Annotated in this window: 24 protein-coding genes; 14 read left to right on the top strand and 10 right to left on the bottom strand. The window is 71.6% G+C overall.

What is annotated here, in order from left to right; translation table 11 throughout:
- The 5 genes from AC6EUL_RS20735 to AC6EUL_RS20715 form a co-directional block, all read left to right on the top strand.
- Positions 1–182: sugar transferase (locus tag AC6EUL_RS20735; RefSeq protein ID WP_499872399.1), on the top strand; the 182-nt coding region annotated here is incomplete at its 5' end.
- 180 nt (positions 183–362) lie between these two features.
- Positions 363–659, top strand: coding sequence for a hypothetical protein (locus AC6EUL_RS20730; protein WP_056349444.1), 297 nt, complete (start codon positions 363–365; stop codon positions 657–659).
- Positions 660–1,494: 835 nt separating this feature from the next.
- Entirely contained in the window at positions 1,495–1,788 is a 294-nt protein-coding gene (locus AC6EUL_RS20725; RefSeq protein ID WP_056216580.1) for a hypothetical protein, read from the top strand.
- 55 nt (positions 1,789–1,843) lie between these two features.
- On the top strand, positions 1,844–2,077 hold the full coding sequence (locus AC6EUL_RS20720; protein WP_056216583.1) for a DUF2171 domain-containing protein: 234 nt from the start codon (positions 1,844–1,846) through the stop codon (positions 2,075–2,077).
- 78 nt (positions 2,078–2,155) lie between these two features.
- A complete protein-coding gene (locus tag AC6EUL_RS20715; protein WP_056216586.1) occupies positions 2,156–2,446 on the top strand; it encodes a hypothetical protein in 291 nt (96 codons plus the stop codon).
- A gap of 178 nt (positions 2,447–2,624) precedes the next feature.
- Here AC6EUL_RS20715 and AC6EUL_RS20710 read toward each other — a convergent pair whose 3' ends face one another.
- From AC6EUL_RS20710 to AC6EUL_RS20700, 3 genes are read right to left on the bottom strand one after another with little or no spacing between them, the layout of a single operon-like run.
- Complete coding sequence (locus AC6EUL_RS20710; protein ID WP_499872395.1) at positions 2,625–3,419, bottom strand: ABC transporter ATP-binding protein; 795 nt, start codon at positions 3,417–3,419, stop codon at positions 2,625–2,627.
- 16 nt (positions 3,420–3,435) lie between these two features.
- Positions 3,436–4,239, bottom strand: a complete 804-nt coding sequence (locus AC6EUL_RS20705) for an ABC transporter permease (RefSeq protein ID WP_056216591.1) — start codon at positions 4,237–4,239, stop codon at positions 3,436–3,438.
- An 8-nt stretch (positions 4,240–4,247) separates the two neighbouring features.
- Positions 4,248–5,240 (bottom strand): ABC transporter substrate-binding protein, encoded by a 993-nt coding sequence (locus tag AC6EUL_RS20700; RefSeq protein WP_082514194.1) that lies wholly within the window; start codon positions 5,238–5,240, stop codon positions 4,248–4,250.
- Positions 5,241–5,354: 114 nt separating this feature from the next.
- On the opposite strand from AC6EUL_RS20700, the gene AC6EUL_RS20695 reads away from it, so the two are divergent.
- From AC6EUL_RS20695 to AC6EUL_RS20680, 4 genes are all read left to right on the top strand, one after another.
- Positions 5,355–6,293, top strand: a complete 939-nt coding sequence (locus AC6EUL_RS20695; protein ID WP_499872392.1) for a 3-hydroxyacyl-CoA dehydrogenase NAD-binding domain-containing protein — start codon at positions 5,355–5,357, stop codon at positions 6,291–6,293.
- A 61-nt stretch (positions 6,294–6,354) separates the two neighbouring features.
- Positions 6,355–7,356, top strand: a complete 1,002-nt coding sequence (locus AC6EUL_RS20690) for an NAD(P)-dependent oxidoreductase (protein ID WP_499872390.1) — start codon at positions 6,355–6,357, stop codon at positions 7,354–7,356.
- Positions 7,357–7,399: 43 nt separating this feature from the next.
- Entirely contained in the window at positions 7,400–8,335 is a 936-nt protein-coding gene (locus AC6EUL_RS20685; RefSeq protein ID WP_499872388.1) for a dihydrodipicolinate synthase family protein, read from the top strand.
- Positions 8,336–8,357: 22 nt separating this feature from the next.
- Positions 8,358–10,076: an IlvD/Edd family dehydratase gene (locus AC6EUL_RS20680; RefSeq protein WP_499872386.1), complete on the top strand. Its 1,719-nt coding sequence runs from the start codon at positions 8,358–8,360 to the stop codon at positions 10,074–10,076.
- A gap of 11 nt (positions 10,077–10,087) precedes the next feature.
- On the opposite strand, the gene AC6EUL_RS20675 is transcribed toward AC6EUL_RS20680, so the two are convergent.
- Positions 10,088–11,284, bottom strand: a complete 1,197-nt coding sequence (locus tag AC6EUL_RS20675; protein ID WP_499872384.1) for an MFS transporter — start codon at positions 11,282–11,284, stop codon at positions 10,088–10,090.
- 150 nt (positions 11,285–11,434) lie between these two features.
- On the opposite strand from AC6EUL_RS20675, the gene AC6EUL_RS20670 reads away from it, so the two are divergent.
- Positions 11,435–12,190, top strand: a complete 756-nt coding sequence (locus AC6EUL_RS20670; RefSeq protein WP_499872381.1) for a helix-turn-helix domain-containing protein — start codon at positions 11,435–11,437, stop codon at positions 12,188–12,190.
- A gap of 111 nt (positions 12,191–12,301) precedes the next feature.
- Here AC6EUL_RS20670 and AC6EUL_RS20665 read toward each other — a convergent pair whose 3' ends face one another.
- The gene (locus tag AC6EUL_RS20665) at positions 12,302–12,700 is read right to left on the bottom strand and encodes a hypothetical protein (protein ID WP_056216603.1); all 399 of its coding nucleotides are present in this window, start codon (positions 12,698–12,700) and stop codon (positions 12,302–12,304) included.
- Positions 12,701–13,142: 442 nt separating this feature from the next.
- Here AC6EUL_RS20665 and AC6EUL_RS20660 point away from each other — a divergent pair, with 442 nt between their 5' ends.
- Entirely contained in the window at positions 13,143–13,943 is an 801-nt protein-coding gene (locus AC6EUL_RS20660) for a 2-keto-4-pentenoate hydratase (RefSeq protein WP_499872379.1), read from the top strand.
- Here AC6EUL_RS20660 and AC6EUL_RS20655 read toward each other — a convergent pair.
- Positions 13,924–15,174: a CaiB/BaiF CoA transferase family protein gene (locus AC6EUL_RS20655; RefSeq protein WP_499872377.1), complete on the bottom strand. Its 1,251-nt coding sequence runs from the start codon at positions 15,172–15,174 to the stop codon at positions 13,924–13,926. The genes AC6EUL_RS20660 and AC6EUL_RS20655 overlap by 20 nt on opposite strands.
- Positions 15,175–15,340: 166 nt before the next feature.
- On the opposite strand from AC6EUL_RS20655, the gene AC6EUL_RS20650 reads away from it, so the two are divergent.
- Both AC6EUL_RS20650 and AC6EUL_RS20645 read left to right on the top strand, forming a co-directional pair.
- Positions 15,341–16,570, top strand: a complete 1,230-nt coding sequence (locus tag AC6EUL_RS20650) for an acyl-CoA dehydrogenase (protein ID WP_056271125.1) — start codon at positions 15,341–15,343, stop codon at positions 16,568–16,570.
- A 103-nt stretch (positions 16,571–16,673) separates the two neighbouring features.
- Entirely contained in the window at positions 16,674–17,327 is a 654-nt protein-coding gene (locus tag AC6EUL_RS20645; RefSeq protein WP_156389826.1) for a TetR/AcrR family transcriptional regulator, read from the top strand.
- A 7-nt stretch (positions 17,328–17,334) separates the two neighbouring features.
- Here the strand turns inward: AC6EUL_RS20645 and AC6EUL_RS20640 are convergent, their stop codons facing one another.
- The 4 genes from AC6EUL_RS20640 to AC6EUL_RS20625 form a co-directional block, all read right to left on the bottom strand.
- Positions 17,335–18,528 (bottom strand): MFS transporter, encoded by a 1,194-nt coding sequence (locus AC6EUL_RS20640; protein WP_056216614.1) that lies wholly within the window; start codon positions 18,526–18,528, stop codon positions 17,335–17,337.
- A gap of 69 nt (positions 18,529–18,597) precedes the next feature.
- A complete protein-coding gene (locus AC6EUL_RS20635; protein WP_056271132.1) occupies positions 18,598–18,810 on the bottom strand; it encodes a hypothetical protein in 213 nt (70 codons plus the stop codon).
- The gene (locus tag AC6EUL_RS20630) at positions 18,810–18,941 is read right to left on the bottom strand and encodes a hypothetical protein (RefSeq protein WP_274533606.1); all 132 of its coding nucleotides are present in this window, start codon (positions 18,939–18,941) and stop codon (positions 18,810–18,812) included. Before AC6EUL_RS20630 ends, AC6EUL_RS20635 begins: the two co-directional genes overlap by 1 nt.
- Positions 18,942–19,068: 127 nt before the next feature.
- Positions 19,069–19,458, bottom strand: a complete 390-nt coding sequence (locus AC6EUL_RS20625; protein WP_056216618.1) for a hypothetical protein — start codon at positions 19,456–19,458, stop codon at positions 19,069–19,071.
- A gap of 104 nt (positions 19,459–19,562) precedes the next feature.
- On the opposite strand from AC6EUL_RS20625, the gene AC6EUL_RS20620 reads away from it, so the two are divergent.
- Positions 19,563–20,657 carry a UV damage endonuclease UvsE gene (locus tag AC6EUL_RS20620; RefSeq protein ID WP_056216620.1) on the top strand — a complete coding sequence of 365 codons (1,095 nt, stop codon included), beginning with the start codon at positions 19,563–19,565 and terminating at the stop codon, positions 20,655–20,657.
- Positions 20,658–20,659: the final 2 nt, after the last annotated feature.

Below are 20,659 nucleotides of genomic sequence, written 5' to 3'. Positions count from 1 at the left end.
CCGGCATCACCGGCTGGGCCCAGATCAACGGTTCGCGCGGGCCCACCCCCACCCTGGCCGACATGCAGCGCCGCGCCGCCCTCGACCTCTGGTACATCGAGAACCAGAGCCTGCGCCTCGACCTCCAGATCCTCATGCGCACCGTCCTCGCCGAAATCACCCGCCGCACCAACGCCTTCTGAACAGAGCCGCACGCCCGACCTCGCGCGTGGCCTGACGGGGCCTCGACTGCGCCGAACGAGCAGGGACGGGACGGGACAGCCGAAGCATCCTCCCGGGGCCGCCCTTCACCAAGCCGATGCGCTTGCGATAGGCTGATGGGTGGCAGATTCACCACCCGCCTTCACGCAGAGCGACGTCCGATGCACGGTTCCAACACTTTCGGCGCCTGGATCGAATCCCTCCGGGGTTCGATCCAGAGGAACATCCATGGGGTCCGCCTGGCCGCCGCCGTGGAAATGAGCAAGCCGCGCACCCGCGGCACCGGCTATGCGCTCTTCGCCCTGGGCATCGCACTCGGCGTCCTGATCGCGTTCCTGCTCCAGCTCCTGGCCGTTCTGGTCATGATCGCGCTGGGATTTGCCCTCGGCTACGCCGCTCGGTCCTACGTCTCGAAGCGCCGCAAGGACCGCTTCCTGCAGGAGCGGCTGATGCGCTGAGGCAAAGCGGAGGGGCCGTCCCCCTGCGTGACGCTCATGCGAAGCGCCACCCGGCGCGGGATTCTTCTTGCACGGGTCGTAACGTGGGTGAATGCCGCCCCCGGCGCGCCGGTCATAGTCGAAGGGCTGGCCGCGTCCCCCCGATGGCCAGTGTGGCCCCGCTCCACGTTCCCCCCCAATCGACCGCGGGTGGGGCCACCCCTGGGGAGAGGTCCGTCGGAACGCGATCTGCGGCCGGGGCTGCCCGCGGGGGCGCTGCCCCCCGACTCGGGCCTCGGCGCGTGTCCTCAGAGCGGGCGCGAAGCGCGCATGCGGGCCAGTTCCATCGCGGCCAGCGCCATGGGGATGCCGATGAGGAGGAGGGCGAAGAGGAGGGCCATGCGTCACCGTCCGGATGCGTCGGGTTGAGGCAGGCTGTCCGGGCACGCAGGGAGCCCGAGGCGAGACCCTGCCCGAGGGATCAGCATCAACGCCGCATCCGGCGCGAGGGTTTCGCGGTTCCGCGAACGCGCGACTCCGACGGGCATGCCCGCCAGGATCCGGTGCGCGTACATCCGGCGTCACCCGATCCGGCGGCATGGCCGTCGCCGGTCTGGCGCCCCAAGGGCGCCACCGGCTTGAGCACACCCTGACGCATCATGGTTAAGGATCGATGAAGACCCCGGCGTGACGCGGCGCCAGAGGCCCCTGGGCCTGCCCGTGGAGGACCTGGCCTTCCTGGCGGAGGTCGAGGGTCCGGTGATCCGGGCCCTAGAGCAGGGAGCCGCCACTTCAAGAATGTCGCCGCCGCGCAAGCTTTGCTATTCGCCCGCCCACAGGAACGGGACGGGGACGAATGACGGCAGAAATCGACACGCGGGTCGGCAGCGCCCGGACCGAGGAAACCCGGGCCGACAAGGCTCGGGCCCTGCGGCTCCGGCGGCTCTGGCGGAGTCACGACACCACGCTGCAATCCAGCGGCCTCGCCCTCGGGCGACCGATCCTGACCACGAAACCCGCGACCGCCCGGCCGGATGCCTCCGAAATCCCGGCACGCGGCCTCACCGCCCGCGAACTCATCAACATGGCGCGCGCCGCGCGGCGCGACCGGGCCTGCCCGGCCGGCCTCGGGTCCTGCACCCCGTCCTGAGGGCCGGAACACCGCCTCGCCGCTCCCGTTGACGTGGCAACAGGGAGTGATGCCGATGGTCGATGTCTCGCAGATCCAGGAACATGCCGACGTGGTCGGCTCGGACGGCGCCCATGTCGGCACCGTCGATCACGTCGATAAAGGCGAGATCAAGCTGACGAAGACGGACGCGGAGGCGGGGGGCCTCCACCATTTCATTCCGGTGGACTTCGTCCAGTCCGTCGAGGGCAACACCGTGCGCCTCGACCGGCCGGCCGACGAGGTCAAGCGGGAATGGTCGACCTCCTGATCGCCCGACCTGCCTGTGCTCAGTCCGTCGGCGACCGGGTCCGCGCATCCGCCCCACCGGCCGGAAGGAAGAGAACGCATGGCTGACGTCATCACGGGCGATTTCGGCACGAGCCGGGAGGCCCTCGCGGGCCTGGAGCGCGTCTTCGGGGAAGCGGCGGGCCTGCGCGTGGGCCTGCGCCGCATCGAGGCCCCCCACGGCGACGAGCTTCAGGTCACGGTCGGGGCGCAGGCCCTGTCGGTGCCCCGCCCCGTGGCCGTCGTCCTGGCCAATGCCGCCGGCGAGGACGAGGCGGACCGCATCGGCAAGGCCGTCCTCGAGGCACTCCAGTTGTCCGAGGGCCTGCGCAAAGGGCCCTTTTCTGAATAAGCGACCGTTCTGGCCAGGCGCCACCGATCATGGGACGCTTTTGATCTTGCCAGCCGGCGCCCGAACCGCTTTCATTCCCGGGCTGCCCGTGCTGGTCCTCGGGTGATTGGCAACAACCTTCAGCGCCCGCGGCCCACCGGCCTGCGGGCGTTTCTTCTGTCCGGTCGAAGGGCTGCGCTCAATCCACGGCCGCGCCATGCAGCTCCGCGCGGGTGAAGCGCTGCTGCTCGGCCATCACCAGCCCGGCAAGCTCGCGCTTGAGGGCGTTGAACTCGCCCGAGGCCGTGTCGCGCGGGCGCGGAATTTCGACCGTGATGTCGCGCTTGATGCGGCCCGGCCGGTAGGTCATCACCAGGATGCGGTCGGCGAGGTAGATCGCCTCCTCGATCGAGTGGGTGACGAAGACCACCGTCTTGCGGGACTCGGCCCAGATCCGCAGGAGCTCGTCCTGCAGGGTGCGGCGGGTCAGGGCGTCCAGCGCACCGAAGGGCTCGTCCATCAGCATCACGGGCGGGTCCAGCGCCAGGATGCGCGCGATGGCCACGCGCTGGCGCATGCCGCCGGACAGGTCCTTCGGGTAGCGCTTGCGGAAATCCGAGAGGCCGAGGGTGGCCACGATGCGGTCCACCGTCACCGTGGCGTCGGCCCGCGGCACGCCCTGGATGTCGAGACCGAAGCGGACGTTGTCCTCCACGTTCATCCAGGGGAACAGGGCGTATTCCTGGAAGACCATGCCCCGGTCCGGCCCCGGCTCCGTCACCGGGCGCCCGCCCATGCGGATCTGCCCGGCGCTGAGGGGCGTGAAGCCCGCCACCGCGTTGAGCAGGGTGGACTTGCCGCAGCCGGACGGCCCGAGGAGGCAGAGGAACTGCCCCTCCGGCACCGTCGCGGTGATGTCGTCCAGCGCCGGCACGGCGCCGGCGCCCGTCCCGAACACCTTGCTGGCGTGGGCGATCTCGATGTGCGCCGACATGGTGAGGCGTCCCGGTTCAGCGTTCAAGGCCGCGATGCCAGCGTAGGAGGTGGTCGTTGAGGCGCGACATCGCCCCGTCGATGATGAGGCCGAGGATGCCGATGGTGAGCATGCCGCCGATGATCTTGTCCGACCACATGTACTCGCGCGCCTCGAGGATGCGGTAGCCGAGCCCGTCCGAGACCGCGATCATCTCGGCGACGATGACCACGATGAAGGCGGTGCCGATTCCGATGCGCATGCCCGCAAGCACGAAGGGGCTCGCCGCCGGCAGGATCACCCGGCGAAACATCGTCCAGGGCTTCGCCCCGAGGTTGCGGGCCGCGCGGATGTAGATCGAATCCACCTGCCGCACCCCCGCGATGGTGTTGACCAGCACGGGGAAGAAGGTGCCCAGCGCGATCAGGAACAGGGCCGGCGGATTGCCGAGGCCGAACCACACGATGGCGAGGGGAATGTAGGCGATGGGCGGGATCGGCCGCAGGATCTGGAGAAGCGGGTTGAACAGCGCGTAGAGCCGATCGCTGGTCCCGAGGATGAGGCCGACCGGCACCGCGAGCCCGGCCCCGACGCAGAACCCCATGATCACGCGGCCGAGGCTCGCCACCGCGTCGTGCGGCATCTCGCCGGAGAGCATCCAGCGCCAGTGGCTTTCGATCGCCGGGTCGTAGGGCAGGCCGGGCAGGAGGCCGTGATACCATTTCACCGCCACCGCGCTCGGCGGCGGCAGCACGATGGGGGAGAACACGCCGGCCCGGCTGAGGATCTCCCACAGGACGAGGAGGACGAGGGGGACGATGGCGCCGCGAAGCCGGTTCATGCTGCGGTTCAGTTCGTCTTGAGCTCGGCCTTGGCCTTGTCGAGGAGGTCGGTCTTCACCCACTCGGCATCGGATTTCGGCGGGTTCACCATCTTACCGAGGCCGTACTTCATCATGTAGTCGGTCGTCGTCTGCATGTGCCCGGCCGGGACGTCGTAGGTGTACTTCGCGTTGGCCATGCCGTCGCGAAAATCCTGGCTCGAGAGCTGGCCCTTGAACACGGTCTCGCGGACGTACTTCTCGGCCAGCGCCGGATCGTCGATAAAGGCCTTGGTGGCGGCCACGAACAGCTTCAGGACCTTGGCGGCGACCTCGGGCCGCTCGTTGTACATCTTCTCGGTCATCACCAGCGGGCGCACCGGCACGCCGATGGGGGTATCGTAGGGCTTGACCACCTCGGTGGCGTAGCCGGCGCTGATGGCCTGGGTCGATTGCGGCTCGCTCTGGCAGATCACGTCGACGTATTTCTGCGACAGCGCCTGGTTCAGGTCGGCGTAGTTGTTGAAGTAGATCAGCTGCACGTCCTTGCCGGCGCGCTCGGACCAGGTCATCCCGTGCTTGTCGAGCTCGGCCAGAAGCATCAGGTCCTGGGTGCCGCCCCGGACGGTGGCGACCTTGAGACCCTTGACGTCCTTCAAGGTCTTGACGGTGTCGAGGTCGGGCCGGCGCAGGATGCGCACGCCGCCATTGGCGAAGCCCGCCACCACGTAGAGCTTCACGCCGTTGCCGCGCGCGGCCACCGCGCCGTCGGCGCCCGAGGCCGAGATGTCGATCTGGTCCACCGCCATGGCGGGATAGATGTCGGCGCCCTTGGCGAAGACCTTCTCGTCGATCTTCAGGCCATATTTCGGCGCGATCTCCTTCATGTAGGAGATCGCGCCGTAATGGGCGAATTTCAGGTTGCCGAGGCGCACCACGTCCTCGGCCCGGGCGCTGCCGAGGGCCCCCAGGGTCGCGAGAACGAGCAGGGCTGCGCGCGCGGTCGCATGACGCTTGAACATCGGCTTCCTCCGGTCGCGGGTCGTGTCGCCCGCTTCGTCCGCCGCGAAAACGGTCGGTACGGGCTTGAATAAGCGTATTCTGGATTCGAAAGTAAACCCGCCCGGGAGAGAGTTTTGACGGCCATCGAAGCGGATGAAATCGAACGGGTCACCGTGCTGGGCTGCGGCACCCTGGGCGCCAGTTGGGCGGCCCTGTTCCTCGCCTACGGCCTCGACGTGGCGGCCTACGACCCGGCGCCCGGCTTCGCGGCGGCGGCCCTCCGTGCGGTGGAGGCGGCGCGGGCGCAGCTGTCCGAGCTCGGCCTGAACGGGCAGGGCACGCTGCGCTTCCACGACCGTCTGGAGGACGCGCTCGCGGACACGGATTTCGTGCAGGAGAACGCGCCGGAGAACGAGGCGGTGAAGCGCGCGCTGCTCATGGAGGTCGATCGCCGGCTGCCCCCCTCGATCCTCGTCGCCTCGAGCACTTCGGCGATGCTGCGCAGCGCCCTCGTGGCCGATTGCGCCCGGCCGGAGCGGATCCTGGTGGCCCACCCGTTCCACCCGCCCCATCTCGTGCCCCTGGTGGAGATCGTGGCGGGCGACCCCGCCACGGCGGCCCGGGCCGCCGCCTTCTACGCCCGGCTCGGGCGCCGTCCGGTGGTGCTCGCCCGCGAGATGCCGGGCCATATCGCCAACCGCCTCGCCTCGGCCCTCTACCGGGAAGCCGTCAACCTCGTGGCCGAAGGGGTGGCGAGCGTCGCCGACATCGACGCCGCCTTGTGCAACGGCCCCGGCCTGCGTTGGGCCGCGATGGGGCCGCACATGACCTATCATCTCGGGGGCGGGGCGGGCGGCATCCGGCACTATCTCGACCATCTCGGGCCGAGCCAGGTCCGGCGCTGGGCCAGCCTCGGGACCCCGGAGCTCACCGAGGACGTGAAGGACCGGATCGTGGCCGGGATCGCGGCGGAGGCCGCCGGCCGCTCGCTCGCGGTCCTGGCGGAGCGCCGCGACCGTGCCCTCATCGAGATCCTCAAGGCCCGCATCGAGGTGGCGGGACAGGACCCCTGAGCCACCGCAGGCCGCCCGATCCCGGATCGGCCCCGCCCGCATTCCCGAAGGCAGACAGAGCGTGAGCGCATCCCGGCCCGAACGATCGCCAGACCTCCGCCCCCTGGTGGTCCTGACCAATCCGATCCATCCGGAGGCCGTCGCCCGGCTCACGGGCGAGGCCCGGGTGGTCACCGCCGCGGACACCCGGCCCGAGACCCTGCGCGCCCTGGCGGCCGAGGCGGCGGGCCTGATCGTGCGGGCGCAATTGCCCGACGACATCCTCGACCACGCGCCCCTCCTGCGCGGCATCGTCCGCCACGGCGTCGGACTCGACTTCGTGCCCCTGGCGGCGGCGACCGCCCGCGGCATCCCGGTGGCCAACCTGCCCGGCAGCAACACCCAGGCGGTGGCCGAGTACGTCTTCGCGGCCCTGTTCCACCTGCGCCGCCAGCTCGGGCCCCTGGACCGGACCCTGCGCGAGGCCGGCTGGCTCCCGGCGAAATCCCGGGCGAGCGATCTCGGCGAGATTGGCGGGACGACCCTGGGCATCCTCGGCACCGGCGAGATCGGCCGCCGGGTCGCCGCCATCGCCCGCCACGGCTTCGGCCTGCGGGTGCTCGGCCATTCCCGAAGCCCGCACACCGCCGGCGGGCTGATCGAGCCGGTGGACCGGGAGACGCTGTTCTCGGATAGCGACGCCGTCGTCGTCGCCTGCCCGCTGACCCCGGAGACGCGCGGGCTCGTCGATGCGGCGCTGATCGGCCGGATGCGGCCGGGCGCGGTGCTGATCAACGTGGCGCGGGGGCCCATCGTGCGGTCCGACGCCCTGGCGGCGGCCCTGCGGGCGGGCGCCATCGCGGGCGCCGCCCTCGACGTGTTCGAGACCCAGCCGTTGCCCGTGGACCACCCCTACCTCGCCTGCCCGAACCTGCTCCTGACGCCGCACGTGGCCGGCACCAGCGCCAACAGCCTGCGGGTGATGGGCCTCGGCGCCGTCGAGGCGATGCTGTGCATCCTGCGCGGCCAGCCGCCGCGCAACCTCGTCAATCCGATAGTGCCGGCAGCGCCGGCGGTCCGCTGACCCTTCCGTTCCTCGCCCCCCACCGCCCCCCAAGGAAGACACCATGGCTCTCACCAGCGCGATCAAGGGGGTGATCCCGATCGCCCCGACGCCCTTCCACCCCGATGGCCGGGTCGACGAGACCTCCCTCGACCGGATGTCCGAGTTCTTCCTCGGCGCGGGCATCGACGGCCTGACCATCCTGGGCCAGCTCGGCGAGGCGCCCAAGCTCGACCATGCCGAGGCGGTGGCCATCGCCCGGCGGGTCATCGGGCGCGTGGACGTGCCGGTCCTCGTGGGCGTCTCGGCCCCGGGCTTCGCGGCCATGCGGTCGCTCGCCCGGGAGGTGATGGAGCTCGGCGCTGCCGGCGTCATGATCGGGCCGCCCAACACCCTGCGCACCGACGACCAGGTGGTGGCCTACTACCGCAACGCGGCCGAGGCGATCGGCCCCGACGTGCCCTTCGTGATCCAGGACTACCCGCTCACCTTCTCGGTGGTGATGACGCCGGCCGTCATCCGCCGGATCGTCACCGAGAACCCGTCCTGCGTCATGCTCAAGCACGAGGACTGGCCGGGCCTCGACAAGATCACCGCCCTGCGCGGCTTCGAGCAGGACGGCTCGATGCGCCACATCGCGATCCTCACGGGCAACGGCGGCCTGTTCCTCGATTTCGAGATGGAGCGCGGCGCGGACGGGGCCAACACCGGCTACGCCTTCCCGGAGATGCTCGTCGACGTCGTGCGCCTGTCACGGGCCGGCGAACGCGACGCGGCCCACGACCTCTTCGACGCGCACCTGCCGTATCTGCGATACGAGCAGCAGCAGGGTCCCCTGGGCCTGGCCGTGCGCAAGTACGTCTTCCAGAAGCGCGGGATCTTCGCCTCGGACGCCCAGCGCAAGCCGGCCGCGAGCCTGTCGGCGCAAGGGCGGCGGGAAGTCGACTACCTCCTGTCGCGCATCGCCCGCGTCGACCCGCGCGCCCGCGTGGCCCCCTGACACCCGGAACCGGACGCGCATCATGAGCAAAGGTCTGCGCAAGGGCCTCACCAGCTACGGCGACGCGGGCTTCTCCCTGTTCCTGCGCAAGGCCTTCATCAAGGCGGCGGGCTACTCGGACGACGCCCTCGACCGGCCGATCGTCGGCATCACCAACACGGCGAGCGACTACAACCCGTGCCACGGCAACGCCCCGGCCCTGATCGAGGCGGCCAAGCGCGGCGTGATGCTCGCCGGCGGCCTGCCCATGGTATTCCCGACGATCTCGATCCACGAGAGCTTCGCGCATCCGACCTCGATGTTCCTGCGCAACCTCATGGCGATGGACACCGAGGAGATGCTGCGGGCCCAGCCGATGGACGCCGTCCTCGTCATCGGCGGCTGCGACAAGACCCTGCCGGCGCAGATCATGGCGGCGGCGAGCGTCGACCTGCCCACCGTGGTCATCCCCGTCGGTCCCATGGTGGTGGGCCATCACAAGGGCGAGGTCCTGGGCGCCTGCACCGATTGCCGCCGGCTCTGGAGCGCGCACCGCGCCGGCGAGATCGACGAAGCCGAGATCGAGCGCGTCAACGGCCGCCTCGCCCCCTCGGTGGGCACCTGCATGGTGATGGGCACCGCCAGCACCATGGCCTGCGTGACGGAGGGGCTCGGCCTGTCGCTGCCGATGAGCGCCACGGTGCCGGCCCCCCATGCCGAGCGCATCCGCATCGCCGAGGCGAGCGGTCGCCGTGCCGCCGAGATGGCGGTTTCGGGCGGTCCGCGGCCGAGCGAACTCCTGACGCCGGCCGCCTTCCGCAACGCCCAGATCGTCCTGCAGGCGATCGGTGGATCGACCAACGGCCTGATCCACCTGACCGCCATCGCCAACCGGACGCCGCACGGGATCGACCTCGATGCCTTCGACGCCCTCGGGCGCGCCGTGCCCGTGCTCGTCGACCTGAAGCCCTCCGGCCAGCACTACATGGAGCATTTCCACCATGCCGGCGGCGTGCCGGCCCTGCTCCGGAACCTCGGAGCCCTGATCGACCTCGACGCCGCCACGGTCGCGGGCGGCACCCTGCGGGACGTGGTGGCGGCGGCCGAAGCGGTGCCGGGCCAGACCGTGATCCGCTCCGCCGACGATCCGATCAAGCCGGTCGGCGCCATGGCGGTGCTGCGCGGCAACCTCGCCCCGCGCGGCGCCCTGATCAAGCACAGCGCCGCGAGCCCGGCCCTGCTCCAGCACACCGGCCGGGCGGTGGTGTTCGGCTCCATCGCCGACATGACCACCCGGATCGACGACCCCGACCTCGATGTCGGGCCGGACGACGTCCTCGTGCTCCAGAACGGCGGCCCGAAGGGCGCGCCCGGCATGCCGGAGGCGGGCTACCTGCCGATCCCGAAGAAGATCCTGGCGCGCGGGATCAAGGACATGGTGCGCATCTCCGACGCCCGCATGAGCGGGACGGCCTTCGGTACCATCGTGCTCCACATCACGCCGGAATCCGCCGTCGGCGGTCCCCTCGGGCTCGTCCGGACCGGCGACCGCATCCGCCTCGACACCGCCGGCCGGCGCATCGACGTCCTCGTGGACGACGCGGTCCTGGAGGCCCGCCGCACCGCCCTCGGCCCGACGCAACGACCGGACTGGGCGCGGCGCGGCTACGCGCACCTGTTCTACGGGTCGGTGCTGCAGGCGGACGAGGGCTGCGACTTCGATTTCCTGCGCGCCGAGCCGCCGCCGGACGGCGAGGGCTAGGGCCGCCGTCGTCAGGCCGCGGGGGCGACCGCGGGGGATGCCGGCTGCCGCGTGAGGACGAAGAAGCCGAGGGCGGCGGCGGCGATGACGGCGCCGAACGCCGCCGCGATTCCCAGCACGAGGCCGAAGCCGCCCCGGTCGTGCAGGAGGCCGATCAACGGCACCACGAACCCGCTGACGGTGAAGCCGAGGAAGTAGCGCACGCTGTAGGCCCGGGCGCGGTAGAGCGGGGGCACGTAGCGGGCCACCATCGCGTCGTTGATCACGACCTGTCCGTAGAGCGCCGCCATCGTCAGCACGAGGCCGGCCAGGAGCGGCACGCCCGTGCTCATCGCCGCGAGGCCGAGGCCGAGGGGCTGCAGGATGGACAGGCCGAGGAAGAGGACCGGCAGGCTGTAGCGGTCGATGAGGCGGCCCATCAGCAGTTGGGTCAGGGCACCGAAGGCGAAGACGAGGGTGGCCACCGATCCGATCAGGAACAGGGGCAGCCCGGCGCCGACGCGCTCGTCGACCACCTTGGGCAGGGCGATCGTGGTGATGTTGAAGGTCATCCCGCCCGCCACGACCGCGAAGGCGAACACGCAGAGGAGCGGGATCGGGCGCGCGACCGGGAGGACGGGCTTGCCCCCGGCCCGGCCCTGCGATCCGGCGCCGTCGCCCGGCACGAGGGCCAGGAACGCCGTCCCGCAGGCGAGGCAGACCAGGCCCGGCACCACGAAGGCCGCCTGCCAGCCGAACGCCGTGGCGAGGAGCGCCGTCACGCCCGATGCGGTTGCGGCCCCGAGATTGCCCCAGACGCCGTTCACGCCGAGGTCGCGCCCCAGGCGACGGGCATGGCTCACCAGCATGGTGGAGCCGACGGGGTGATAGATCGCGGAGGCGAGCCCGAGCATGCAGAGCCACACCAGGAACGCCGTCGGACTGCCCGCGCTCGCCACGCCGAGGCAGGACAGGCCGTAGCCGAAGAAGAAGATCGCCAGCAGGGTGCGACGCCCGAACCGGTCGGCGAGCCAGCCCATCGGCAGGGCGCAGAGCCCGAAGGCCACGAAGGCGCCGGTGGCGAGCGGGATCAGTTCGCCGTAGCTCCGGCCCGTCTGCGCCGCGATCGCGATCACCGCGGTGGGGTAGATCAGCAGGACGAAGTGGTCGAGGGCATGCGCCACATTGACGAAGCGCAGGGTCCGGCGGGACAGGGTCTCGGCGTCCATCGGTCGGTCCTCTCCTCCGGCAAGCATCCGCGTCGGCTGCGCCTCGTGCTCAGACACCGGCAGCCTTCCGCAGGGACTTGCCTCCCGTTTACCTGACCCGTTGAATGGCGTCGGGCCGAAGGCGTACGCGATCGGGCCAGGGAGACGCCGATGCGTTCGATCCGGGCGGAGGATTACCAGGCTGTCCCGCGCGCGGTCGCGGTGATGCCCAAGACCTTCGCGGCCGGCAGCGGCACGGACCGGCACCACCATCCGCGAGCCCAGCTTCTCTACGCCACCGCCGGCCTGATGATGGCGACGGCCGAGGACGGGACCTGGGTCGTGCCGGAAGGACATGCCCTGTGGATTCCGCCAAGCCTTCCGCACGCCGTCGTCATGCACGGGGATGTGGCGATGTGCTCGGCCTATCTCGCGCGGGAGGCGATCGCCGGCTTTCCGAGCCGGGCCCGGGTCATCGAGGTCTCGGCCCTCCTCGCCGCCGCGCTGGCCGCCCTGACGAACGAGCCGGTGCTCTACGACGAGGCCAGCCGGGGTGGGCACCTGGCAGCCCTCATCCTCGACGAGGTCGGACGCGCCCCGGAGACACGCCTGACCCTGCCCCTGCCGCGCGATGCCCGGCTCCGGCGAGTCTGCCTCGGCGTGATCGACGATCCGGCCGGAGCGCTCGATCTCGATGCCTGGGCCGCGCGGGCGGGCCTGAGCCGCCGGACCCTGACGCGGGGATTCCGCCGGCAGACGGGGCTCACCTTCGGGCAATGGCGGGCCAGGGCCCGGGTCGTGCGAGCCCTGGCCCTGGCGGCCGATGGGTGGGCGCCGCGCCAGGTCGCCGCCTCGGTCGGCTACCGCAGCCTCCAGGCCTTGCGGGACCGGACGGCGGCCCTGGTCGGGAGCGCGCGGGACACCTGACGGGATCTCCCGTCCCGGAGGCGGCGTCCGGTCCCGCCCGCGAAGCGCACGAAAACGCCCGCCCGGGCGAGACCGGGCGGGCGTCCTGATGGTGCCGTTGGCGTCAGGCGATCAGCAATCGTCGCCCTTCTTGCCGATCTCCTGGTTGGCGCCGGCATTGTTCATGGCGCCCACCGTCCCGGGCGAGGCCGGCTGCTGGCCGCCCGCGAGGTTCTTGCTGGACGTGCCGACACCGCCGCCCTGGTCGTTCTTGCCCTCCGAACCGGGCTTGTCGCCGACCATCTGGTTGGCGCCCACGTTGTTCATCGCGCCGACCGTTCCGGGGGAGGCGGGCTGCTGGCCGCCCGCGAGGTTCTTGCTGCCCTGGTCGGCCGTCGAGCTCTTGTCGTTCATGGTCTGCTGACCCGGGCTGGTGCCCTTCGTCGAGCCGGTGTTGCAGGGCGCGGCGAGCGCGGTCCCGGCCGTGATCGCGAAAATGGCAGCGGCGCCGGCAATCGTCGAGAATTTCACGTGGCGTTCCTCCGGAGATGTTATCGAGAAGTATAATTCTGTGCCCTGGGATCGGTTCCCCGACCGGATGGATCGTCCGGCAATAGAAATTGCCAACATATCTCTGCCCGCCCGTGTGAGATCGCCCGAACTCCGGCGCCGACCGCCCCAGATCCTGTCGGCGGTGCCGCTCTATGTTCGCAGCCAAGATCCTTTCGCAGCCAAGATCGTTCGACCGGCGGCTCAGCCGACGCGCTTGTCGAGGCCCCCCCGCGGAGCCGCCCCTCCGTTCTGTCTCCACCGATCGATCCTGTTTTCGGGATCGGAGCGGTGCCGGCGGCGCGGCGCCCCCCCGGATGAGGCGGGGAGCCGGGCCAGCCCGATCCGGCGGAATCGCCCACCGGCCGACGCAAAGATCCGCTAGAGCCTGGGCATCCGGCCCGACGCCGCGAAGAGGTCCGCCATGTCAGAATTCCTGCCCGAAGCCGTGCTGAAAGCCTACGATCCCCAGCCCGCCGCGGACCTGCTGCTGGCGGCCTATCGCGCGGGGCGGCAGCTCGGCGAACTGCCCGAGGCCGTCCGTCCGCGCACGATGTCCGAGGGCTACGACGTCCAGGACCGGCTCGTGGCGGCGCTCGGCGCAGAATTCGCTGGCTGGAAGCTCGCCATCGGCAGCCACAAGGGCAAGCGCAGCTCGGGGGTCGGCCGCTCCATCGCCGGGCGGGTACTGCGGGACCGGCTCCATGGCGACGGGGCCGAACTCCGGATGCCCCATGCCGGGGCGGTGACGATCGAGTTCGAGATCGCCTACGGGATCGCCCGCGACATCGCCCCCGACGCCCCCGTGGTTCCGGCGGCCGAGGTCGTCGGCGAAACCCGCGCGGCGTTCGAGCTCGTGCTGTCCCGCTACGTCGATCGGCGTGCCGTCGGCTGGCCGAGCTTCGCGGCCGACAATTCGGCCTTCCAGGCCCTGGTGCTCGGCCCCGTGCTGGCCACGGGAGACCTCGCCGAAGTGGCGCGCGGCCTCGTGGTCGAGGTCGATGGCGTGGAGCGGGTGCGGGCCGTGACGGGGGAGGACGAGACCGATCCCCTGGCCGCGCTCACGGACCTGATGGCCGTGGCGCGCGAGCGCGGCACGACGATCCCGGCCGGCAGCCTCGTCTCCACCGGCACGCTCTCGATGCCCTTCGACCTGACCGGCCCGGGCCGGATCACGGCTCGGTTCCTCGGCCAGAGCCTCGGGTTCACCCTCCTGCCGGTTTGACCGGGTCGCCCGAGGGGCGCTCGGCCTCCGCCGCGCGCCGCGCCGCGCAGTCCGCCCGGATCTCGGCGCTCGACGCTCCGAGGGCCGGCGGCATGCGGCGGACGGGCAGGCGCTCCCCGTCGAGGCGGTAGGGCGGGGCGAGGACGTAGGCGGTGGGATCGACGTCGCCGCCCTGGGGCAGCACGAGGTTGCCGGCCCGGGCCCTGTCGGAGGTCAGGGCCTCGTGCAGGCCCAGCACCTCGCCGCAGGGGATGCCGGCCGCGTCCAGCCGGGCGATGAGATCGGCACGGGTCCAGCGGGCGAGCTCGGCCTCGATCGCCGGCAGGAACTGCGCACGGTTGCGGGAGCGCTCCAGGTTCGTGGCGAAGCGCGGGTCCGCGGCGAGGTCCGGCCGCTCCAGGACCCCCTCGCAGAGGCGGCGATACTGCGCGTTGTTGCCCACCGCCAGCACGATGGGTCCGTCGCCGGCCTGGAACACGCCGTAGGGGGCGATCGACGGATGGGCGTTGCCGGCGCGGGCGGGGTCGTGCCCGCGCACCATCGCCTCCAGACCGCAATAGGCGGTGAGCGCCAGGCCGCAATCGAACAGGGCGAGTTCGATGTGGCGTCCGCGCCCGGTGCGCTCGCGCTCGAACAGGGCGGCGAGCACCCCCTGGGCCGCGTATTGCCCGGTGAAGAGATCGACCGCCGCGAGGCCGAACTTCAGGGGCGGGCGGCCGGCCTCGCCGTTCAGCGCCATCAGGCCGGCCTCGCCCTGGACCACGATGTCGTAGCCGGGCCGCGTCGCCTCAGGCCCATCCGAGGCGTAGCCGGAGATCGAGCAGTAGATCAGGCGCGGGTTCTCGGCGCTCAGGTCCGCGTAGCCGAGGCCGAGGCGGTCGGCGCCGCCGGTCTTGAAGTTCTGCACCACCACGTCGCAGGTGCGGGCGAGGTCGCGCGCCACGGCGAGGCCCTCCGGGGTGGCGAGGTCGAGGGTGATCGAGCGCTTGTTGCGGTTGGCGGCGTCGAAGTACGAGGTGTTGGTGGCCCCCGTGCGCAGGCCCCAGTCGCGGGTGTCGTCGCCGCGCTCCGGGTGCTCGATCTTGATCACCTCGGCGCCGAGGTCGCCGAGGCACATGGCGCTCCAGGGCCCGGCGAGCACGCGCGAGAGGTCGAGCACGCGGATGCCGTCGAGCGGCAGGGGCCGCGCAGGGGAGCGGGAGCCGTCGTCGCGCGCCGTCGTCTCGGCCATGATCGGTTCTCCCTCTCGTGCGGGCGGCATCCGGAGCACCGCTTCAAGCCGCGCCTGTCTATCAGGTTTCGGTCCCGATCCCGGAACCGATTCCGGGCCGGACAGGTGGCCTCGCCGACGGAGCCTGTTAGGGTCGCGAAAACACAGAAACCCGAGGAACCGCCCCATGAACGCCCCGACGCGCCCACCCGGCTCCGCCGCGCCCACCGCCCCCGCCTCGGCGAGCTTTGCCTGGGACGATCCCTTCCTCCTCGACGACCAGCTCAGCGACGACGAGCGCGCCATCCACGAGGCCGCCCGGGCCTTCGCGCAGGAGGAGCTCCTGCCCGGCATCGTCGAAGCCTACGCGCAGGAGACCAGCAACCCGGAGCTGTTCCGGAAGATGGGCGAGCGCGGGCTCCTCGGCGTCACCCTGCCGGAGGCCTATGGCGGCGCCGGCGCGACTTACGTCGCCTACGGCCTCGTGGCCCGTGCCGTCGAGGCGGTGGATTCCGGCTACCGCTCGATGATGAGCGTGCAATCCTCCCTCGTGATGTACCCGATCCACGCCTACGGCTCGGAGGCGCAGCGCCAGAAATTCCTGCCCAAGCTCGCCTCGGGGGCGTGGATCGGCTGCTTCGGCCTGACCGAGCCCGATGCCGGCTCGGACCCGGCCGGCATGACGACGAAGGCCGTGAAGACCGACGGGGGCTACCGCCTGTCGGGGGCCAAGACGTGGATCTCGAACGCGCCCTTCGCCGACGTCTTCGTGGTCTGGGCCAAGTCCGAGGCGCATGAGGGCGCGATCCGAGGCTTCATCCTGGAGAAGGGCATGCCGGGTCTCTCCGCGCCCACCTTGAAGGGCAAGCTCTCGTTGCGCGCCTCCACCACGGGCGAGATCGTGATGGAGGACGTCGAGGTCGGCGAGGACGCGCTCCTGCCCAACGTCTCGGGCCTGAAGGGGCCGTTCGGTTGCCTGAACCGGGCCCGCTACGGCATCGCCTGGGGCGCCATGGGGGCGGCGGAGGATTGCTGGCACCGGGCCCGGTCCTACACCCTGGAGCGCAAGCAGTTCGGCCGACCGCTGGCCCAGACCCAGCTCGTGCAGAAGAAGCTCGCCGACATGCAGACCGAGATCGCCCTCGGGTTCCAGGCCGCCCTGCGCGTCGGGCGCCTGTTCGACGCGGGCCGGATGGCGCCCGAGATGATCTCGCTGATCAAGCGCAACAACTGCGGCAAGGCGCTCGACATCGCCCGGGTCGCCCGCGACATGCACGGCGGCAACGGCATCATGGGCGAGTACCACGTGATGCGTCACGCTCAGAACCTCGAGACGGTGAACACCTATGAGGGCACGCACGACGTCCATGCGCTGATCCTCGGCCGGGCGCAGACGGGCCTGCAGGCGTTCTTCTGACGGAGCGGGTCGGGACGCCGCGGGTCCACATCCGCATCACGCCGCGTCCCTGGTCTTCCCCGGAGAGGACTGGCATCGTTTCCCGGGGGGAGGACACCGCGCCGTGGCTCAGAGGGACGTGATGCCGTCGCCACCCCGGCGCCTCGGTCGCCCGCCGCGCGGGACCGAGGGCGACGTGCTGCTGCGCGTCCTCGACGCCGCCCGGGTCGTGTTCCTCACCGAGGGCTTCGAGGCGGCGAGCATCGATGCCATCGCGGGCTCGGCCGGCCTCTCGAAGAAGACGATCTACGCGCGCTTCGCCTCGAAGGTCGATCTGTTCGAGGCCGTGTGCGTGCGCTTCATCGAGGAGAACGTGCCCTCCATCGAGAAGGTGGCGGCGGAAGCCGGATCGGTGGAGGAGCGCCTCCACCGCATCGCCCTGGCGATCCTCGAGACCGTGGTGACGCCGGACTGTATCGCGTTCCGGCGGGTGATGGTGGCCGAGGCCGGACGCTTCCCGGAATTCGCCCGGGCCCTCCACGATTTCGGACTGGCGCGGGTGGTGCCCCTGGTGGAGCGCTGCCTGGAGGACGGCGTGCGCTCCGGTGCGATCGCGGTGGACGATGTCCGGCACGCGGCCGATGCCTTCCTGGGCCTGACCATCCGGGGTTTCGTCGACCGGACGGAGCTGGGCCTGGAGCGGCCGGGCATGACCCACGTCAAGCGCGCGACGCTGAAGCGCTCGCTCGACTTCTTCCTGCGGGCGTGCCGGCCCTGACCCGGGTTCAGACGGCCTGCGGGGCGGGGCGCCGGAGGCCGGCCGCCAGGGGCAGCGCGCCCGCGCAGAGCGCCGCCATGCTCCAGAACGCATCCGCCCCGAACCGCCCGTAGAGCCACCCGGACAGGCCGGTCAGGACGGTGTTCGCGAGCCCGAGGCCGAGGGTCGCGTAGAGGGTCTGGGCTGTGGCGGCGCCACGGGCGGGTACGAGGTCGGCGAGGAGGCGCATGTTGGCCAGGTGCAGCAGCGCGAAGGTGAAGCCGTGCAGGGCCTGGCCGATCGCCAGCATCGGCACCGCCACCGTGGTCGCCAGGATCGCCCAGCGCAGGATCCCGGCGCCGGCCGCCAGCATCGCCGCCCCGGCGGTGCCGAGGCGCTCCAGCAGCCAGGAGCCGCACAGGACGAACACAACGACCTCCGAGAGCACGGCCAGGGACCAGAGCAGGCTGACGGTGCCGGGGCCGAGGCCCGCCGCCCGCCAGCGGATCACCGCGAAGGCCTCGTGCAGGGCGTGGCTGCCGATGACGAGGGCCGCCACCAGGAGCACCCGCCGGAAGAGCGGCACCGCGAGCAGGGCGCGCAGGGTGGTGCGGGTGGGCGCTTCCGGAGCCGGGGAGCTCGGGTGTCCGGTCCGCGGGGCCGCGGGCACCCCGCGGACGGCGAGGGCGGTGAGCAGGAACAGCAGCCCGCTCGAGACCAGGATGCTGGGCAGGCCGGCCCAGGCGACGGCCTGCCCGGACACCAGGGTCGCCAGGATGAAGGCGGCCGAACCGGCGCCTCGGACCCACCCATACGCGAAGGTCCTCTCCCGCTCCATCGCCGCGAGGGTGAGGGCATCGGCCAGGGGCGCGAGGGCCGCGAGGGCGAGGGCCTGCGCAAGGCCCAGGACGAGGAGCGCGGGGAAGCCGTGCCCCAGGAGGGTGGCGAAGGCCAGGAGCCCGGCGGCGGCGGCTCCGGCGGCGAGGACAGCCCGGGTGGCGTCGAGGCGATCCGCGATCCGCCCCGCCACCGGTCCGGCCACGAGGCGCATCAGCGTCCCGCCTGCGAGCACGATGCCGATCTCGGAGGCGTCGAGCCCGCGGTCGCCGAGGAAGCTCGGCAGGAACGGCGAGACCATCCCGTAGGCGGCGTAGAGGCTGCCCTGCAGGAAGACGAAGGCCGGGAAGGCGCCGAGGCCGGACCGGGCAGGGGGAGCGTGCATCCGTCCAGCCTCCCTTACCCACTCCGGGTCTCGGACGCCGCGTCCGGTTCCTCAGGGTGCCTTGATCCCTCAGGGTGCCTTGGCGGGCGGGAAGGCGGTGCCGGGGCAGTTGGCGGCCAGTCCCGTCTCGCCGATGCGGTCGGGCGCGCAGGCGGGGATGGCCGGACGTCCGCCATTCTCGATGCGCGCCTCCTGCAGGCGATCGTACTTCCAGAACCCGAGGCCGATCACCACCAGGATGGCGAGGAGGGCGGCGCCCGCCAGGGGCAACCAGCGCGGCATCAGCGGGCGCTCGCGCCGGCTTCCGGCACCGGCTGGGTGTGGGCGGTGTCGCCGTGCTTGACGAAGGTGAACAGGATCACCCCCGCCAGGAGAGCGACGGCGGCGATGAAGACGGGGAACAGGCGACGCATCGGGAGGAGACCACTTTGGTAGGACGACCCGTCGGAATCGCGCCGGCGGGTGTGGGTAACGCGCGGGCCGGGCCCGGGGTCGCAGGGCAGGGCATCACAAATTCGGCGAAGCGCGGCGGGGCGCCCGTCAGGCCAGGGTCGCGACCCGCTGGCCGGCCTCGCCGTAGCCGAGCCGCGCCCCCTCGCGGTTGACGATCCCGAAGCGCAGGGTCGCCTCCTCGAGATAGTCGATGGCCGCCACGAGGGCGCTTCGCGCCGGCTCCACGGCCTCGGGCTCGTCGTCGGGCGGCGTCTCGGCGAAGTTGACGGCGGCGATGAGCACCCGGTCGCGCTCGTCCTCGATCCGGCGGTCGCGCTCGACGCGGCCCCGGATATCGGCGTCGAAGGCCGCCACCACGGCGAAGGGGAAGTCGTCGCGGCGCGATCCCCGCGGATAGGCCAGGGTCAGGCGACGGGCGAGGTCGGCCGCACGCCGGACCTGATCCGCGAGCTTGGCCTCAGTAAACTTGCCGTCCATGGGACTCTCCGGCGCCGACGGGGCCGTCGGCGCGGGGGCAACGCACCGCATCCGGTCCCCGGTTCCGGCCGTGCACCAATGCCGCTCCGCCGCGTTATCGCCCCATGACCGATCCAGCCTCGACCGATTCCGCACCCCGCCTCGGCTTCTGCTGCAAGTTCATCCTCGAGCCACCGTCCGAGCCCTTCAAGACCCTGAAGGCCGCCCGCGAGGCGACCCTGCAGATGAACCTCACCCACGCCACCATGGCGCACCTGAAGACCCTGGCGCCCACCGCGCGCCGGGACAAGCTGGAGGGCCTCGTGCGCCACAACCTCGGTGCCCTGGAGCGGCAGGTGGCCTGGGTCGCCGCCCGGCCCGCGATCGAGCGCCTGCTGCGGATCGCCAGCAACGTCCTGCCCGGCTACACCCACGCGGTGGCGCGGGACCTCTATGCCGAGCCCGAGATGCGCCGCCTCGTCCAGGACGGCCTCGCCCGGATCGGCGCGATCGCCCGGGCCGGTTTGGTGCGCCTGAGCTTCCATCCCGGCCCGTTCTGCGTCATCGCCTCGCAGAACCCGGCGGCCCAGCGCAACGGCATCGAGGAGCTGGAGCATCATGCCGAACTCATGGCGATGCTCGGCTACGGCCAGGGCTGGCATCCGCACGGGGCCCACATCAACATCCATGTCGGTGCCCGCGACCCCGGCATCGCAGGGTTTCGCGCCAGCCTGCCCAAGCTCTCGCAGACGGCGCGCGATCTCCTCACCGTCGAGAACGACGAGAATTTCTTCGGATTGGACACGGTGCTGGAGCTGGCCGACGTCGTGCCGGTGGTGCTCGACCTGCACCACCACTGGGTCGAGAGCCGGGGTGCGTACATCGAGCCCGACGATCCCCGCGTCGCCCGGGTGCGCGAGTCCTGGCGGGGCGTGCGCCCCGTGGCCCATATCAGCGTCTCGCGCGAAGCCCTGCTGGAGGGGCATACGCCCGACACCCTGCCGGACTTCGCCGCCCTGACCGAGGCCGGTCACAACTGGCGCGATCTGGCCGCCCATTCCGACATGATGTGGAACCGGGCCGTGAACGCCCTGGTGGCCCGCCACATGGCCTGGGCGGATTTCGAGATCGAGGCCAAGTCCAAGAACATCGCCTCGGCCGGCATCGCCGCCGAGATCGCCGCGACCCTGCCCACGGCGCAGATCGAGGTGGCGGCCTGACG

The sequence above is a fragment of the Methylobacterium sp. 001424705 genome (assembly GCF_059816145.1).
Note: the sequence above shows the minus strand (reverse complement) of the source record. Positions and strands in the feature narration are given on the sequence as shown.

Bases quoted from the DNA above. Each gene is read 5' to 3' on its own strand.
- AC6EUL_RS20730 (WP_056349444.1), top strand. From the start codon at position 363: ATGCACGGTTCCAACACTTTCGGCGCCTGGATCGAATCCCTCCGGGGT.
- AC6EUL_RS20725 (WP_056216580.1), top strand. From the start codon at position 1,495: ATGACGGCAGAAATCGACACGCGGGTCGGCAGCGCCCGGACCGAGGAA.
- AC6EUL_RS20720 (WP_056216583.1), top strand. From the start codon at position 1,844: ATGGTCGATGTCTCGCAGATCCAGGAACATGCCGACGTGGTCGGCTCG.
- AC6EUL_RS20715 (WP_056216586.1), top strand. From the start codon at position 2,156: ATGGCTGACGTCATCACGGGCGATTTCGGCACGAGCCGGGAGGCCCTC.
- AC6EUL_RS20710 (WP_499872395.1), bottom strand. From the start codon at position 3,419: ATGTCGGCGCACATCGAGATCGCCCACGCCAGCAAGGTGTTCGGGACG.
- AC6EUL_RS20705 (WP_056216591.1), bottom strand. From the start codon at position 4,239: ATGAACCGGCTTCGCGGCGCCATCGTCCCCCTCGTCCTCCTCGTCCTG.
- AC6EUL_RS20700 (WP_082514194.1), bottom strand. From the start codon at position 5,240: ATGTTCAAGCGTCATGCGACCGCGCGCGCAGCCCTGCTCGTTCTCGCG.
- AC6EUL_RS20685 (WP_499872388.1), top strand. From the start codon at position 7,400: ATGGCTCTCACCAGCGCGATCAAGGGGGTGATCCCGATCGCCCCGACG.
- AC6EUL_RS20680 (WP_499872386.1), top strand. From the start codon at position 8,358: ATGAGCAAAGGTCTGCGCAAGGGCCTCACCAGCTACGGCGACGCGGGC.
- AC6EUL_RS20675 (WP_499872384.1), bottom strand. From the start codon at position 11,284: ATGGACGCCGAGACCCTGTCCCGCCGGACCCTGCGCTTCGTCAATGTG.
- AC6EUL_RS20670 (WP_499872381.1), top strand. From the start codon at position 11,435: ATGCGTTCGATCCGGGCGGAGGATTACCAGGCTGTCCCGCGCGCGGTC.
- AC6EUL_RS20660 (WP_499872379.1), top strand. From the start codon at position 13,143: ATGTCAGAATTCCTGCCCGAAGCCGTGCTGAAAGCCTACGATCCCCAG.
- AC6EUL_RS20655 (WP_499872377.1), bottom strand. From the start codon at position 15,174: ATGGCCGAGACGACGGCGCGCGACGACGGCTCCCGCTCCCCTGCGCGG.
- AC6EUL_RS20650 (WP_056271125.1), top strand. From the start codon at position 15,341: ATGAACGCCCCGACGCGCCCACCCGGCTCCGCCGCGCCCACCGCCCCC.
- AC6EUL_RS20640 (WP_056216614.1), bottom strand. From the start codon at position 18,528: ATGCACGCTCCCCCTGCCCGGTCCGGCCTCGGCGCCTTCCCGGCCTTC.
- AC6EUL_RS20635 (WP_056271132.1), bottom strand. From the start codon at position 18,810: ATGCCGCGCTGGTTGCCCCTGGCGGGCGCCGCCCTCCTCGCCATCCTG.
- AC6EUL_RS20630 (WP_274533606.1), bottom strand. From the start codon at position 18,941: ATGCGTCGCCTGTTCCCCGTCTTCATCGCCGCCGTCGCTCTCCTGGCG.
- AC6EUL_RS20625 (WP_056216618.1), bottom strand. From the start codon at position 19,458: ATGGACGGCAAGTTTACTGAGGCCAAGCTCGCGGATCAGGTCCGGCGT.
- AC6EUL_RS20620 (WP_056216620.1), top strand. From the start codon at position 19,563: ATGACCGATCCAGCCTCGACCGATTCCGCACCCCGCCTCGGCTTCTGC.